This window comes from Gemmatimonadota bacterium (assembly GCA_016719105.1).
In the GTDB taxonomy this organism is placed as follows: domain Bacteria; phylum Gemmatimonadota; class Gemmatimonadetes; order Gemmatimonadales; family Gemmatimonadaceae; genus SCN-70-22.
Window position 1 is genome coordinate 180,775 of the sequence record JADKAQ010000008.1, and the last position, 12,702, is coordinate 193,476.

Annotated in this window: 10 protein-coding genes and 1 pseudogene; 3 read left to right on the forward strand and 8 right to left on the reverse strand. The window is 70.3% G+C overall.

Features of this window, described 5'->3' with window-relative positions:
- Positions 1-593: 593 nt before the first annotated feature.
- Both IPN47_11295 and IPN47_11300 read right to left on the reverse strand, forming a co-directional pair.
- A pseudogene (locus tag IPN47_11295) lies at positions 594-959 on the reverse strand (DUF3224 domain-containing protein).
- Positions 959-2,179, reverse strand: a complete 1,221-nt coding sequence (locus IPN47_11300; protein ID MBK9408610.1) for a membrane dipeptidase — start codon at positions 2,177-2,179, stop codon at positions 959-961. The pseudogene IPN47_11295 and the gene IPN47_11300 overlap by 1 nt, the downstream one beginning before the upstream one ends.
- Before the next feature lie 224 nt (positions 2,180-2,403).
- Here IPN47_11300 and IPN47_11305 point away from each other — a divergent pair, with 224 nt between their 5' ends.
- Together IPN47_11305 and mmuM are read left to right on the forward strand one after the other, a co-directional pair.
- The gene (locus tag IPN47_11305) at positions 2,404-3,252 is read left to right on the forward strand and encodes a cyclase family protein (GenBank protein MBK9408611.1); all 849 of its coding nucleotides are present in this window, start codon (positions 2,404-2,406) and stop codon (positions 3,250-3,252) included.
- Between the two features lie 22 nt (positions 3,253-3,274).
- The gene (gene mmuM / locus IPN47_11310; protein MBK9408612.1) at positions 3,275-4,174 is read left to right on the forward strand and encodes a homocysteine S-methyltransferase; all 900 of its coding nucleotides are present in this window, start codon (positions 3,275-3,277) and stop codon (positions 4,172-4,174) included.
- On the opposite strand, the gene IPN47_11315 is transcribed toward mmuM, so the two are convergent.
- From IPN47_11315 to IPN47_11325, 3 genes are all read right to left on the reverse strand, one after another.
- On the reverse strand, positions 4,171-5,115 hold the full coding sequence (locus IPN47_11315; GenBank protein ID MBK9408613.1) for an alpha/beta hydrolase: 945 nt from the start codon (positions 5,113-5,115) through the stop codon (positions 4,171-4,173). The two genes, mmuM and IPN47_11315, sit on opposite strands and share 4 nt — an antisense overlap.
- A 118-nt stretch (positions 5,116-5,233) precedes the next feature.
- Positions 5,234-5,698: a hypothetical protein gene (locus tag IPN47_11320; GenBank protein MBK9408614.1), complete on the reverse strand. Its 465-nt coding sequence runs from the start codon at positions 5,696-5,698 to the stop codon at positions 5,234-5,236.
- Positions 5,699-5,780: 82 nt separating this feature from the next.
- The gene (locus IPN47_11325) at positions 5,781-7,610 is read right to left on the reverse strand and encodes an NAD(P)-binding protein (GenBank protein MBK9408615.1); all 1,830 of its coding nucleotides are present in this window, start codon (positions 7,608-7,610) and stop codon (positions 5,781-5,783) included.
- Between the two features lie 238 nt (positions 7,611-7,848).
- On the opposite strand from IPN47_11325, the gene IPN47_11330 reads away from it, so the two are divergent.
- On the forward strand, positions 7,849-8,991 hold the full coding sequence (locus IPN47_11330) for a M55 family metallopeptidase (GenBank protein ID MBK9408616.1): 1,143 nt from the start codon (positions 7,849-7,851) through the stop codon (positions 8,989-8,991).
- 46 nt (positions 8,992-9,037) lie between these two features.
- Here the strand turns inward: IPN47_11330 and IPN47_11335 are convergent, their stop codons facing one another.
- The 3 genes from IPN47_11335 to IPN47_11345 form a co-directional block, all read right to left on the reverse strand.
- Entirely contained in the window at positions 9,038-9,997 is a 960-nt protein-coding gene (locus IPN47_11335) for a sigma-70 family RNA polymerase sigma factor (GenBank protein ID MBK9408617.1), read from the reverse strand.
- 44 nt (positions 9,998-10,041) lie between these two features.
- Positions 10,042-11,592, reverse strand: a complete 1,551-nt coding sequence (locus IPN47_11340; protein ID MBK9408618.1) for a M20/M25/M40 family metallo-hydrolase — start codon at positions 11,590-11,592, stop codon at positions 10,042-10,044.
- Positions 11,593-11,702: 110 nt separating this feature from the next.
- Positions 11,703-12,434 carry a metallophosphoesterase family protein gene (locus tag IPN47_11345; GenBank protein ID MBK9408619.1) on the reverse strand — a complete coding sequence of 244 codons (732 nt, stop codon included), beginning with the start codon at positions 12,432-12,434 and terminating at the stop codon, positions 11,703-11,705.
- Between the last annotated feature and the right edge of the window lie 268 nt (positions 12,435-12,702).

Sequence of the window (12,702 nt, forward strand, 5' to 3'; positions counted from 1 at the left end):
AGGAGTGCGACCCGACCAACACGCGGTGGACGCGGACGCGAGCGAGGCGACGGCTCCCCCTTCCGCCGGACCAGCTTGTCGTCGCCGTCAGATCGTCCCCGCTCCTCGGCCGCAGGAAGAGCGGGGGGGGGGGGGGGGCGGCGGTAAGGGCCCGGCCCCCGGGGCCCCCCCCCCCCCCGGGGGGGCCCCCGCCCCGCCCCCCGCCCCCCCCCGCGCGCCCGCCGGGGCGGGCCGCCCGGCCGCGGGCCCGGCGGGCCCCGGCGCCCCCCGCCCCCCGCCCCGGGGCGCGGGGCGCCGGGGCCCGGCCGGCCCCCCCGCCCGCCGCGGCGGCCGGGCCCCCCGCCCCGCCCCCGCCGGGGGGGGCCGGCCCGGCCGGGGGCGCCGGGCCCCCCCCCCCCGCCGCGGGGCGCCCCCGCGCGCGGGGGCCCGCCCCGGCCCCGGGGGCCCCGGGCGGGGGGCCGGCCCGCCCCCCCGGGGGGGGGGGGGGGGGGGGGGCTGGCGTCCGAGGCGGGGCGGGGCGGGGCTCGGAGGGGGGGCGCCCCCGGGGGCCCGGGGGGGGGGGGGGGGGGGGGGGGGGGGGCCCGGGTCGACACATACGAGTGCACCCCGCCCTCAATGATGATCTGCATGCTCCCGCTCAACCCCTCGAGCCCATCGGTCGCCGAGTCGGGAACCACCGACAGCGCGAGCGTCCCGACCCCGCGGTTCATCGTCCCGCTGTGCTGCAGCACGAACGTCCCGGCGCGCTCGGCCAGCGTCCCGGTCACCCGCTCGATGGCCACGTAGCCGGCCGATCCCTTCACGGCCGACATCGCACTCAGCATCTGCCCCACGCTCGTCCCGGCGAGATCACCATGGAACGTCTTGTCGATCGTCAGGCGCCCTAACGACTTTGCGTCGGCGTACCCGTCGGCCGGCTGCGGGGTGAGCTTGACGTCGAACGTCCCCGTTGCCCGCATCACTGCCCCCACAAGTTTCGGAAGACGCGCATCGCGTTCCCGCCTAACACCATCGCGATGTGCTGGTCGGTGTAGCCGCGGCGGATGAGCCCCTCGACGATGTCGAAGGTCCGCTTGGGATGGTCGAGCCCCGGCACCGTCAGCAGCCACTCCCCCTTGTCGTTGGTGTGCAGGTGATACCGCTCGAAGTTGGGGGTCGCCGGGTTCCCTTGCCCCGGGCCGTTGACCGGGTTGGGATTGCCGACGACATCCATGTCGCTCCCCATCGCCAGGTGCTCGATCCCCACCAGCTTGCGCACGTGGTCGAAGTGGTTGAGCGCGTGCTCCACGGTCACCGGCTCGGTCGGGGAGATCATCATCCGGAGGAACGGGATCCCCATCACCCCGCCGGTCTTCGCCATCTTGGTGATCATCTCATCGGTCTTGCAGCGCGCATGGTCGGGCATGAGCGCGCGCGCACTCGCATGCGAGAAGACGACGGGGCGCTTGGCGATGTCGAGGGCGTCGAGCGTGGTGCGATCGGCGCAGTGCGAGACGTCGACCGCCATCCCCACCTGTTCCATCCGCTGCACGATCGACTTCCCGAACACCGTCAGCCCGCCGTCGCGCTCCTCCAAGAAACCGCTCCCGATGCGGTTCTGGTAGTTGTACGTGAGCTGCGACAGCCGTTGCCCTAACGAGTAGAACTGGTCGACGTCGTCGGGCGAGCGGAAGTGGTCGGAGTTCTGGAAGGTGATCATGATCCCCACCTTCCCCGCCTTCTTCACCGCCTCGAAATCGCGCGCATCATCCACCCGCGCAAACCACTCCGGATACTCGGCGACAAAGCCGTTCCACTCGGCGAAGAAGCGCAGGCCGTCGGCATAGTCGCGTGGCGAGTGGCCAAGGCACATGACCGTGTAGCCACTCGTGCGATACACCTCCCAGTCGGCCGACGTCATGCTGCGCGGCTTGCTGAGCCAGAGCTGGCTCTTGGGGGGCTTTTCGGCGAAGTCGGCGAATCGGAACTGGTTGAGCAGGTCGATGACGACCGACTCCTGCACGAGCTTGATGGCGCGCGCCGAGTACTCGACGGGAAAGCGCGCGTCGGCCGGGCGAAAGAGCGGGTAGCGCCCGCGCAGGATGGCGGGGGCGGCGACGACGCCGGCGGCGAGGCGCTTGAGTGCCTCGCGACGCGAGAACTCATTGCCTGGGACAGAATGGTCGCGTACCAGAGCCATTGGAGGAGGAATGAGAGACGCGAATCTGTCGTCGTGCTCACCGCGCGGCAATGCACCCCCCTTCCCCCTCCGTGCGCAGGTCGGGAAACTGGAGGCGCACGCGAAGCCGCGAAGACACGAGGGGCTCGCACACGGCGCTCGTTCTTGTTCGCACCTTCGCGGCTTCGTGTGAGCACAGGGTCTGCACCCCCTCCATCCCGCCCTGCCAGTACCCCCACCACCCGATGACCACACCCACCCACCACGCCGCGGCTACCGCCCGACGGATCGCGACGCGCATCGTCCTCCTGCTCGCCGCCACGACGTCTACCGCGGTCGCCCAACCGCCCGCGATCGATGTCGCGCGTCATCGCCTAGTCGACCTCACGCACCCGCTCAACGCCAAGACGTTGTACTGGCCCACTGCGACCACGGGGTTCCAGCTGCAACAGCTGGCGTTCGGCGAGACGCCGGGGGGTTACTTCTATTCGTCGTATGCCTTCGCCGCGCCGGAGCACGGCGGGACGCACCTCGACGCACCGATCCACTTCCACAGGGGCGGGCTGACCGCGGATCGCATCCCGTTGGAGCAGCTCATCGCCCCCGCGGTCGTGATCGATGTCGGCGCCAAGGCGGCCAAGGACCCGGACTATCGTCTCACGGTGGAGGACGTGCAGGGATGGGAGAAGACGCACGGGCGCATCCCGCGCGGTGCCTTCGTCCTCCTGCGCACGGGGTGGGGGGTGCGCTGGCCCAACGCCAAGGCCTACCTCGGCGACGATACGCCGGGCGATGCCTCGCGACTGCACTTCCCCAGCTATGGCGTGGATGCGGCGCGGCTGTTGGTGGGGGAGCGCAAGGTGGCGGCGTTAGGCGTCGACGTCGCGTCCATCGACCACGGCCCCAGCAAGGACTTCATGGTGCACCAGGTGGCGGCCGGCGCCGGGGTGATCGGGCTGGAGAATCTCGCGCGCCTGGAGACGCTGCCGGCACGCGGGGCGACGGTCATCGCGCTGCCCATGAAGATCGAGGGTGGATCGGGGGGGCCGGTGCGGGTGGTGGCGCTCGTCCCGCGCGCCGCGGCGCGGCGCTGACCTCACGACGTCGGAGTCCTGGATGGATCGCGCGCGCCTGGTGATCGACGGTGGGATGGCGACGGAGCTCGCCGAGCGTGGCTTTGACCTGTCCGATCACCTCTGGTCGGCTCGGCTGCTGGCCGACGCGCCGGAGGCGATCGAGGCGGTGCACCTCGACTACTTCGAGGCGGGGGCCGACGTCGCCATCACGGCCAGCTACCAGGCGAGCTACGAGGGGTTTGCCGAGCGTGGACTGGACGCGGACGAGACCACCCGCCTGCTGCAACGTTCCGTCGCACTCGCCGACACGGCGCGCTCCCGCTACCTGGCGCGGCGTCCCGCCGGGACGCGGCGGCCGCTGGTGGCCGCGTCGGTCGGGCCGTACGGTGCCACACTCCACGATGGCTCGGAGTACCGCGGCGACGACGGGCTGCGTGAGGAAGAGCTGATCGACTTCCACCGCGCGCGCTTCGCCGTGCTGGCGGGGGCGGCCCCCGACCTGCTGGCCTGCGAGACGATCCCGTCGCTCCGCGAGGCGCGGGCGCTGGTGCGCCTGCTGCGCGAGCATCCCACCGCGCGCGCCTGGCTCTCGTTCAGCTGTCGCGACGGCGCGCACACATCGGCGGGTGACCCCCTCGTGGCGTGCGCCGCGATGCTCGACGCCGAGCCGCAAGTGGTGGCGATGGGGGTGAACTGCGTCCCCCCGACACTGGTGGGCGAGGCGGTGCGCGCCCTTGCCTCCGTCAGCCACAAGCCGATTCTGGCCTATCCCAACTCGGGGGAGCAGTGGAACGCGGTGCGGCGGTGCTGGGAAGGGGCGGCCACCCGCTTCACGGCGCACGTCCCCGAGTGGCTGGCCGCCGGGGCGTCGTGGATTGGCGGGTGCTGCCGCACGACGCCCGCCGATATCCGCCGCCTGCGCACCCTCGTCGACGCCTAACGCTGCACCGGGTGCGCCGCCAGGAAGTCGAACAGGCGGGCGTTCACCAACGCCGTCTGCTCGAGGTGCGGGAGGTGACCGGCCGAGTCGACCGGGAAGAAGACGAGCGAGGGGATGGCGCGGCGCACGACCTCCGACTTGTCGAACGTCACGGTCTGGTCCTGACGCCCCCAGATCAGGAGCACGGGGACGCCAGTGCGGGCCACGCCGGCGTAGAGCGAGTCGAAGTTGGTGTTCGAGGCGGTGACGGCCGATCGCAGGAGGGCGCGCCCGAACCCCTTGAAGCGCATCTGCGGGCGATAGCGATCGGCCCAGCCGGGAAAGTCCTGCGGGTGCAGGAAGTCCGACGCCTGGTTGTCGGCCATCCCGGGGACGCGCGTCACCTGCCAGAGCCACGTTCCCAGGAGGGGCGTCGTGATGATCGACGGCATCGGTGAACTGGTCGCCACCGGGTCGACCAGGGTCAGGGTGCGGACGCGTTCCCGATGCCCCGCCGTGTAGTGCCCGGTGACGAAGCCGCCGTACGACAGCCCCATCAAGTCGACCGGCCCCGTCACGTGCAACGAGTCGAGCAGCTCGTCGAGCTGCCGGTCGAACATCGGGCCGTCGTAGGCGCCATCGGGACGATCGGACCAGCCGCGCCCGAACACGTCATAGCGCACCGTTCGGTACCCGGCCGCGCTGAGCGCCATGAAGGTCGAGTCCCAGATGTACATCGGGACGGAGAAGCCGTGCACCAGCACCACGACGCGCCCCGTGTCGGGACCGGCGACCTCGTAGTGCGTGGCTCCGTCCGAGAGTCGAACGAAGCGCCCCGGCGCCCCGGCGCGCGTCGCGTCGTCGAGCAGCACCTGTTCGGGGTTCTTCACCACCCAGGCGGCCGCGCCACCGGCGATGACGAGGGCGACGAGTACGGCGAGCGCGCGAAGCAGGCGGGGCATGCGAGGGGGATGAGAGAGAGGGGCGACACCAGGCTGTCGCGGTGACGCGCAACGTGCACGGCCGCCGCTCCGAACAACGTTAGGCGGCGGGGCGCCGCGCCGCGCGCCCCAACCGCCCTTACGAGGTGCTCGCCCCCGTCGCGCGCCGCAGCGCCTGCAGGAACTCGGCCGGATCGGCCACGCTCACCAGGACGCTGTAGCCGCTCGTGGTGGGGACATACACCACGCGCGACTTGTCGGTGATGTAGAGCAAGGCCTTCTCACCGTTGTGCAGCCGGAACCACCCGGCCCGATACCCCCCGACCGCCGTCCCCATCGTGCGCATGGACGGGGCGAGCGACTTGTCGACGTTCAGGTCGACCGCACGCGCCTCGCCCACGCGGAGCGCGGACGCCGGGACCAGGCGGCCATAGATATCGCCACGCAGGCGAAGCCCGGCAGGCGAGACCTCGAACCGTGCGGTGCGAGCACTACCAAGCGACAGCCCCAGCACCCCCATCGTCGCCACCATCAGCAGGAAGATGGGGAGCATGATCCAGAGCGAACGGATGGGACCCGGGATGATCGGAAAGACTTCGGTCATGGACGATCCTCGTGATGGTGCCGATGCGCCGTCACGGCGCGACGTCATGGGTGAGCGTCATCGATCGCGCCGACCCGCCCCCTTAGGCCAGCGACTCCTGCACCGCGCGCCACGCCTGCGTGATGGCCGAGTTGGTGTCGGCCTTGGCCCCCGCATCGGAGTTGGCGATGGCGATGCGCCCGTACCGCTGGCGACCGATCACCCACGGCTTCTCCGCCTCGCTGGCGTACGCTGGCTCCCACAAGAGCTCCGGCGAGTAGGCATAGCCGTGCGGCCACCGGTTCACCGTGATGGCCTTGATGTCGCGCCCGGCGTCGAACCCCCCGCCCTTGAGCGCGGCGTCGAGCTGGTCGCGCACGTGTCCCTCGAACTGCGCAAAGGACGTTTCCATCAGGCGGCGCCTTCCGTCGCGCCACTGCTCGGGCCCCTTCGACTTTCCGTCGTGGTGCACGTAGCACATGTGCAGCACCATGGGCTCGTCAGGCGTCTGCGAGCGCTTGTAGCTGCCGAGTGAGACGGGATAGTCGAGCTCGACCTGCTTGAAGAAGTCCTTGGTGTAGTACACGAAGTCGGTGCCGAGCTGCGCGAAGGCGCGCCAGTTGGGGATGAGGACCTTGGTGTAGGTGAGCGGGACCTTCACGCCGTAGCGCAGCCCATGTTGCTGCGCCGCTGGAAGTTCGGGGCACAGGTGGGGGATGGCCATGTTGTAGCAGGCCATGATCACGCGCCGCGCACGCACCGTGTGCGCTCGCGCGTCGTGGACATACGTGACGTCCACCGCATTGCGGCTGGCGGTATGCCGCACGTGGACGGCGGTGCTGTTGAGGCGCAGGCGCACCGCCGAACCCTTCCGGTCGAGCTGCGAGTAGTCGGCGCGCGCCGTCACCACGTCTTCCATCGTCGATCCCGGCATCGCGGCCGGAATGAGCTTGCGTACCAGCAGGCGTGCCACCGAGGCGTTGCCGTCGGGGAAGTGGAAGATGTACGGCTCGTTGCCGCGCGAGCCGTAGCGCGGCAGCGTATGATCGAGCCCCGGCATCCCGCCGTCATACTCATGAATGGACGTGCACGGGATCTCGTCGATCCCTACACACCAGAAGCTGATCCCGAACTTGCGGTACAGCTCGAGCAGCTGTGGGTCGACCTTGCAGTAGTCGCGGAGCCAGGTTTCGTAGCTCACGGTGCGCAGCTTGGCGTACTTCTCCTCCCGCGTGAGCCCAGGGAGGTAGTCCCGGGTCTCGGTCTGCACGCGAATGAAGTCGGCGCGCGCCTGGTCGTTGAGCGGGGCGTTTCGCGCAAACTCCTCCCACGACACCTTCCCGTACCCCAGCACCAGCTTGCGCTCCCCGAAGTTCTCCTGGTCGAACAGAATCGACTTGGAGAGACCGAGCTTGGCGTACAGCGTCTGGTCGTACGCTTCGTAGAACTTCGCCGTGTCGATCCCGATGTCGACGAGCGTCTCCTTGGCGATCGCCGTGTACGCCGACGGCGTATCGATCGACTCGGTTCCGCCATAGCCGATGCGCGTCTGCCCATCGATCGAGAACTCGTTGCGCTTGGCGTGTCCGCCAAAGTCGTCGTGGTTGTCGAGGATGAGGATGCGCGCGTTGGGGCGCTGCTTGCGATAGAGGTGCGCCGAGGCGAGGCCGCTGATGCCGCCGCCGACGATCACGAGGTCGTACTGCTCCTCGGGGGCCCCGGCGCGCCAAGTCTTCCCCTGCACGCGGGCGTGCATCGTCTCCCACGCCCCCTCGTGCGTCCCGCGCAGCCCCGTCCGCGCCGGTGGGTAGTAGTCGCTCCCCGGGTCCCACCCCTGCGCGATGAGATCGGCCCACGGCGCCAGGAGCGAGGCCCCCAGCGCAACGCTCACGCCATTCAGAAAGTCGCGGCGCGTGACGCCGTCGTCGTTCATCTCGTGATGCTCCAGGTGGGCGGACGGCTGCGTCCCCGAGGCGCGGGGCTGGTGAGGCGATGATACGCCGAGCCGGCGCACGCGACTAGGGCACAGCGCACGGCCGCGTGGTTCCATGCACACGCCGCGGCCGCGAAGCATCGCGCGAGACGACGCGAACCTGGTCGCAGTCGACGCGGGGATGGTGTCGATCGGGCGACGCGCGCCGCATCTTGGGGGACCTCCTGCGGAGTCCGTCATGCAACCTCGTCATCACCTGCTGCTCACGTGCGCCGGCGCCCTCGTCGCCCTCGGATGCGCCGGCAACGCACCGCCCGGTGCCGCGCCACGCGCGTCGACGTCGGGTGGTGTCACGCTCTCGTCCCCTCGCCCTGCGCGCAACGGCGCGCTGCGCGTCCTCGTCTACCACGACATGGAAGGACTCGCGGGGCAGGACGACTATCGCACCTTCAACTACTCGCACCCCGAGTACTACGCCAAGGGACAGGGGTACCTGGTCGCCGACATCAACGCGGTGGTCGATGGGCTCTTTGCCGGCGGCGCCACCAGCGTGGAGATCATCGACGCGCACGGGAGCGGGAACCCGAATCCCGATGTCGATCGCGCTCGGCTCGACAAGCGCGCGACGCAACTCACGCGCAACGCGCCGTTCCGGCACTACGTCGATGTCGTCGCCCCCGACACGTACGACGCCATCGTCGCCGTGGGGATGCACGCCAAGACGGGGAGCAAGGGGTTCGCCTCGCACACCGTCACGATCGGGATGGGGCTGTCGATGAACGGGCACGCGATCACCGAGACGGAGATTGTCGCGTATTCGTGGGGGCGCGTCGGCGTCCCGGTGATCTTCGTCTCCGGCGACGACCGGCTGCAACGCGACCTGGCGACGATGCCCTGGCTGCAATACGTCGTGACCAAGCGGGCCACGAGCGCCAGTACGGTCGAGCTGCGCAACGTCGCCGAGGTGCACGCCGAGATGCGCGCCAAGGCGGCGGCCGCGGTGCGCGCGCTGGCCAGTGCCAAGACGATGCGCGCCAACGAACCGGTGCGCGCGGCGCTCAAGGTCGTGCGCCCAGCGAGCCTCGCCATGTTGCGCGGCGTCCCCGGCGTCGCCCTCTCCGCGGACGGCGACGAAGTCACCTTCGAGGCGAACGACTTCCAGGGAGCCTACGATGGGCTCAACGCCCTCATCGGCGTCGCGCGCCTGGCCTATCCCACCACCACCAACGAGGTGGTGCGCGAACACCGCGACAGCACGCTCATCGCCCGGCTGCAGCGCGAGCGCCTGATGGAGCGCTGGTTCGACGTGGAGAGCGAACGTTGGCACCCCCCCGCTCCCACGGCGCCCACCCCCGGACGGAAGTACTACGGCGCGCAGTAGCGCATCGCCTGACGCGGTGCAGCGTCGCGCCGCGCCAGGCACCGACTCACTCGTCCGGCAGCTGCATCGGCAGCCCGAACTTGGGGAAGAGCGTCGCGGTGTCGAGGAAGTAGGTCATGTTCACGATCTTGTCGTCCACGATGTCGAGGACGACGAGGGCCCACGGCTCCTTGCCGCCGTGGCGGTACTGCCCGAAGGCCGGTGCGCCACACGCCGCGGTGGGGACCAGTCGCGACCCGCGGCACCCCGCCCCACGCCCCGAGAGCCAGTTGCCGATGGAGTCGTGCCCCTGCAGCCAGAGCGTGTAGGGCGGCATCGACATGGTGGCGTCCTCGTGCAGGAGCATGGTCAGCGCCTGCACGTCATAGCGCTCGAAGGCATCGACGTAGCGCGCCACGAGGGCCCGCTGTTCATCGTTGAGGCGTGCCGGCACGGGGGCCACGTTGCGCTCGGCCAACGTGGCGCGCGCCCGCTGCAGCGCGCTATTCACCGCCGGCACCGTCGTCGCCAGGCTCTCGGCCACTTCCGCCGCCGACCACCCCAGCACCTGCGTGAGCAGCAGGACGGCGCGCTGCTTCGCCGGGAGGTGCTGCAAAGCCGCAACGAAGGCGAGATGGATGCTCTCGCGCAGCACCGCGTCCTCGGCCGGATCGCTATCGGCCGGGAGCGCCCTGGCGTCGGGGATCGGCTCGAGCCAGTGCGTGCGCGGACGCTCGTGCAGTTCGTCGTCGACCGTGCCGACCGGCCCCTCCTCCAGCGGGCGGGCGCGGCGCGGGCGATCGGCGAGCGCGTCGAGACACACGTTGGTGGCGATGCGATAGAGCCAGGTCTTCATCGAGGCACGTCCGTCGAACCGTTCGAGCGCCTTCCAGGCGCGGAACATCGTCTCCTGCACCGCGTCGTCGGCATCGACCACGGAGCCGAGCATGCGGTAGCAGTGGCCCGTGAGCGCCGTGCGATGGAGTTCGAGACTGTCGGGCGTGAAGGGGGTCGCGATCGTCGTCATGCGCGCCGTCCGAGGGGTGAATGGTCGCGGGGGTGCGCGACTGCCTAACGCTGCGGCGTGCTGCGCGGCGGGGTGGAGCAGCGCGGCCACGGGGTCGTCGTCCCGCTCGGCGTCGTCATCACCCGCTTGTCGCGCGCCACGCGCTCCGGATCCTCCGACGCCTGGTACGCCAGCATCGCCGCCAGCGTCGCGTTGTTCTTCAGGTCGTCGATGATGACCTTGTCGTACGTGTCGCGGTTGGTGTGCCAGGTGTACTGGCGATAGTCAGGATAGTTCGACTGCAGGCGGAAGGACGGTGCCCCCGCGCACAGGAACGACATGTGGTCGCTCCCGCCGGTCTCGGGGACGCCGGGGATGTCGAGGTCGATGAGCCCTTCGATCTCCGTGGGAATGACACTGAGCCAGCGCCCGAAGTGCGACGCGGCGCCGGTGAGCCCCATCATGCGGATGTACTCCACCCGCCAGGTGCCGTTGTCCTGGTTGAAGGCCGCCTGCAGACCATCGACCACTTCCTTGTGGTCCTCGGCAAAGGCGCGCGACCCGATGAGTCCCTGCTCCTCGGCCCCCCAGTGCCCCACGAGGATGGTGCGCTTGGGATTGGGATACGCCGCCTTGAGCAGCCGCATCGCTTCCATCATCATCACCGTCCCCGTCCCGTTGTCGGTGGCGCCCGACGCGCCGTCCCACGAGTCGAGGTGCGCGCCTAACAAGACGTACTCGTCCGGCTTCTCCGTCCCCTTGAGCTCGGCCACCACGTTGAACATCGGCGACTCGGGGAGCTGCTCGGCGCGTGCGTCGAGGCGCAGGCGCGGTCCCTGATTGTTGGCCGCCAGGCGATGGAGCAGGCCGTAGTCCTCGCAGCTCACGTCCATCACGGGGACGGTGCGTGTGCTGGCGCTGAAGACCTTGTTGACCCCCCAACCGGCCGACCAGAGCGACGTGACGACCCCCGCCGCCCCGCTGCCATCCAGGAGCGCGAAGGCGTTAGGGCCGAGGCGCTGCGCGCGCTGGTTCCACGCGCGCTTGGACGAATCGCGCGCGGCCTTCATCGCCAGCACCGACGCCGGTCGCGCCAGGCGCTCCCAGTTTTCGTCCGGACGGCAGGTGGGCTCGGGTGCCGAGAGGAGGACGAACTTCCCCTTCACGCTCGGTAGCCAGGCTTTGACGGCGTTGCTGTCGGCGAGTTCAGGGATCACGACGACGTCCCCTTCCACCGGCTTGGTCGTCCCCGGGCTCCAGGCCAGGATCATCCCCTCGAGTGTGCGCTCACGCGGGGCGATGAGGTCGATGTGGGTGTAACGGCGACGCCAGCCACGCCAGGTGCCGTAGCGTTCCTTGCGCGCCGGGATTCCCCACTCGGCGTAGCGGGCCGAGACCCAGTCGGTCGCGCCGAGGAAGGCGGGTGAACCTGAGAGGCGAGGGCCGATGGAGTCAGTGAGCACCTGCGCCAACCGCGCGACCTGCGACTTGCTCGTCATCCCCTCATCCCACAGGCGTCGGATGACGGGATCGTTGGTGGGAAACGACTGGGCGCCGACCGATGCGGCAGCGCTGAGGAAGGCGAGGGCGAAGGCGGCCGGGCGCAAGCGAGGCACGATGGGCTCCCTGGTTGTCGAGGCGTGGTGGAACAAGCCTAAGGGCGGGGGCTGTGGAAGGGCAAACGCCCGGGGACGAGGCGTGGCGGATTGCGCGCTCCCGCATGTGGTCAGGACAGCGCGGCGAGCATCGCCTGCTCGGTGGGCTGATGCCGCACGTTCTGCTCGGCGAAGTGCTGCGCCTGTGGATACGCCGTCGCCACGATGCGGTCGGCGGCCGCGTCCAGGTCGTACGACGTGTGGCGTAGCTCGACGCGCGCGCCCAGCAGCAGCCAGTAGGCGCCCGGCGCGCCGAAGGGCATGCCGACGCTTCCCGCGTTGACGACCCGGTGAGCGCCGATGGTGCGATCGAATTGCATGTGCGTGTGCCCGCACACGATGACGTCTGCGGCGACGCCGCCGAAGGCCGGAAGAATGTGCGCCTCGGGCGTGAGGCGGGTGAAGTTCTCCGTGTCGCTGCGCGGCGTTGCGTGGCAGAACAGCACGTCGCCAACGCCTGCGACGTACTGGCGAAACGTGACGGGCCAGTCGGACACGAAAGCCACGTCCGACGGCGTGAGCTGCGCCGCGTTCCAGCGCACCACCTCGCGAAACGCGGCCGGGACCTCAGGCGACTCCTCACCGGCCCGCGATTCCATGACGATCCGATCGCCGTTGCCGCGGATGCACCGCACGGGGAGCGCGAGCGCGCGCAGCACGCCCAGCGACTCGTGCGGCATGGGCCCCGGGAGCACGTCGCCGCCCACCACCACGAGGTCGACCCCCGCTTGCCGCACGTCGTGGAGCACCGCCTCGAGGGCGGGGAGGTTGCCGTGAATGTCGAAGAGGGCAGCGATGCGCATGGCGTTGGTGCCTCACGATGGCTGGAGCGGCGGTGCGCTCCGGCGGGACGATCCGGCGGCCGCGGTGCCTAACTAGCGTGGGACGTGGCACACGCGCAATGGCCGTTGCGGAGGGCGAGGGCGCGAGCCGACGTACGTGACGCCAACAACCAGCGGTCGCTGTCGCGTGGGCTCAGGGCGCCGGCCCGACCTCGTCGACGACTTGTGCGCGGCCCTGTAGCCTCGGGTGGCTGCAGTGCGTACGTTGGCGGTCCGTCCCTGCCGGTCC

Coding starts and splice junctions, on each gene's coding strand:
- IPN47_11300 (MBK9408610.1), bottom strand. CDS start 2,179: ATGGCTCTGGTACGCGACCATTCTGTCCCAGGCAATGAGTTCTCGCGT.
- IPN47_11305 (MBK9408611.1), top strand. CDS start 2,404: ATGACCACACCCACCCACCACGCCGCGGCTACCGCCCGACGGATCGCG.
- mmuM (MBK9408612.1), top strand. CDS start 3,275: ATGGATCGCGCGCGCCTGGTGATCGACGGTGGGATGGCGACGGAGCTC.
- IPN47_11315 (MBK9408613.1), bottom strand. CDS start 5,115: ATGCCCCGCCTGCTTCGCGCGCTCGCCGTACTCGTCGCCCTCGTCATC.
- IPN47_11320 (MBK9408614.1), bottom strand. CDS start 5,698: ATGACCGAAGTCTTTCCGATCATCCCGGGTCCCATCCGTTCGCTCTGG.
- IPN47_11325 (MBK9408615.1), bottom strand. CDS start 7,610: ATGAACGACGACGGCGTCACGCGCCGCGACTTTCTGAATGGCGTGAGC.
- IPN47_11330 (MBK9408616.1), top strand. CDS start 7,849: ATGCAACCTCGTCATCACCTGCTGCTCACGTGCGCCGGCGCCCTCGTC.
- IPN47_11335 (MBK9408617.1), bottom strand. CDS start 9,997: ATGACGACGATCGCGACCCCCTTCACGCCCGACAGTCTCGAACTCCAT.
- IPN47_11345 (MBK9408619.1), bottom strand. CDS start 12,434: ATGCGCATCGCTGCCCTCTTCGACATTCACGGCAACCTCCCCGCCCTC.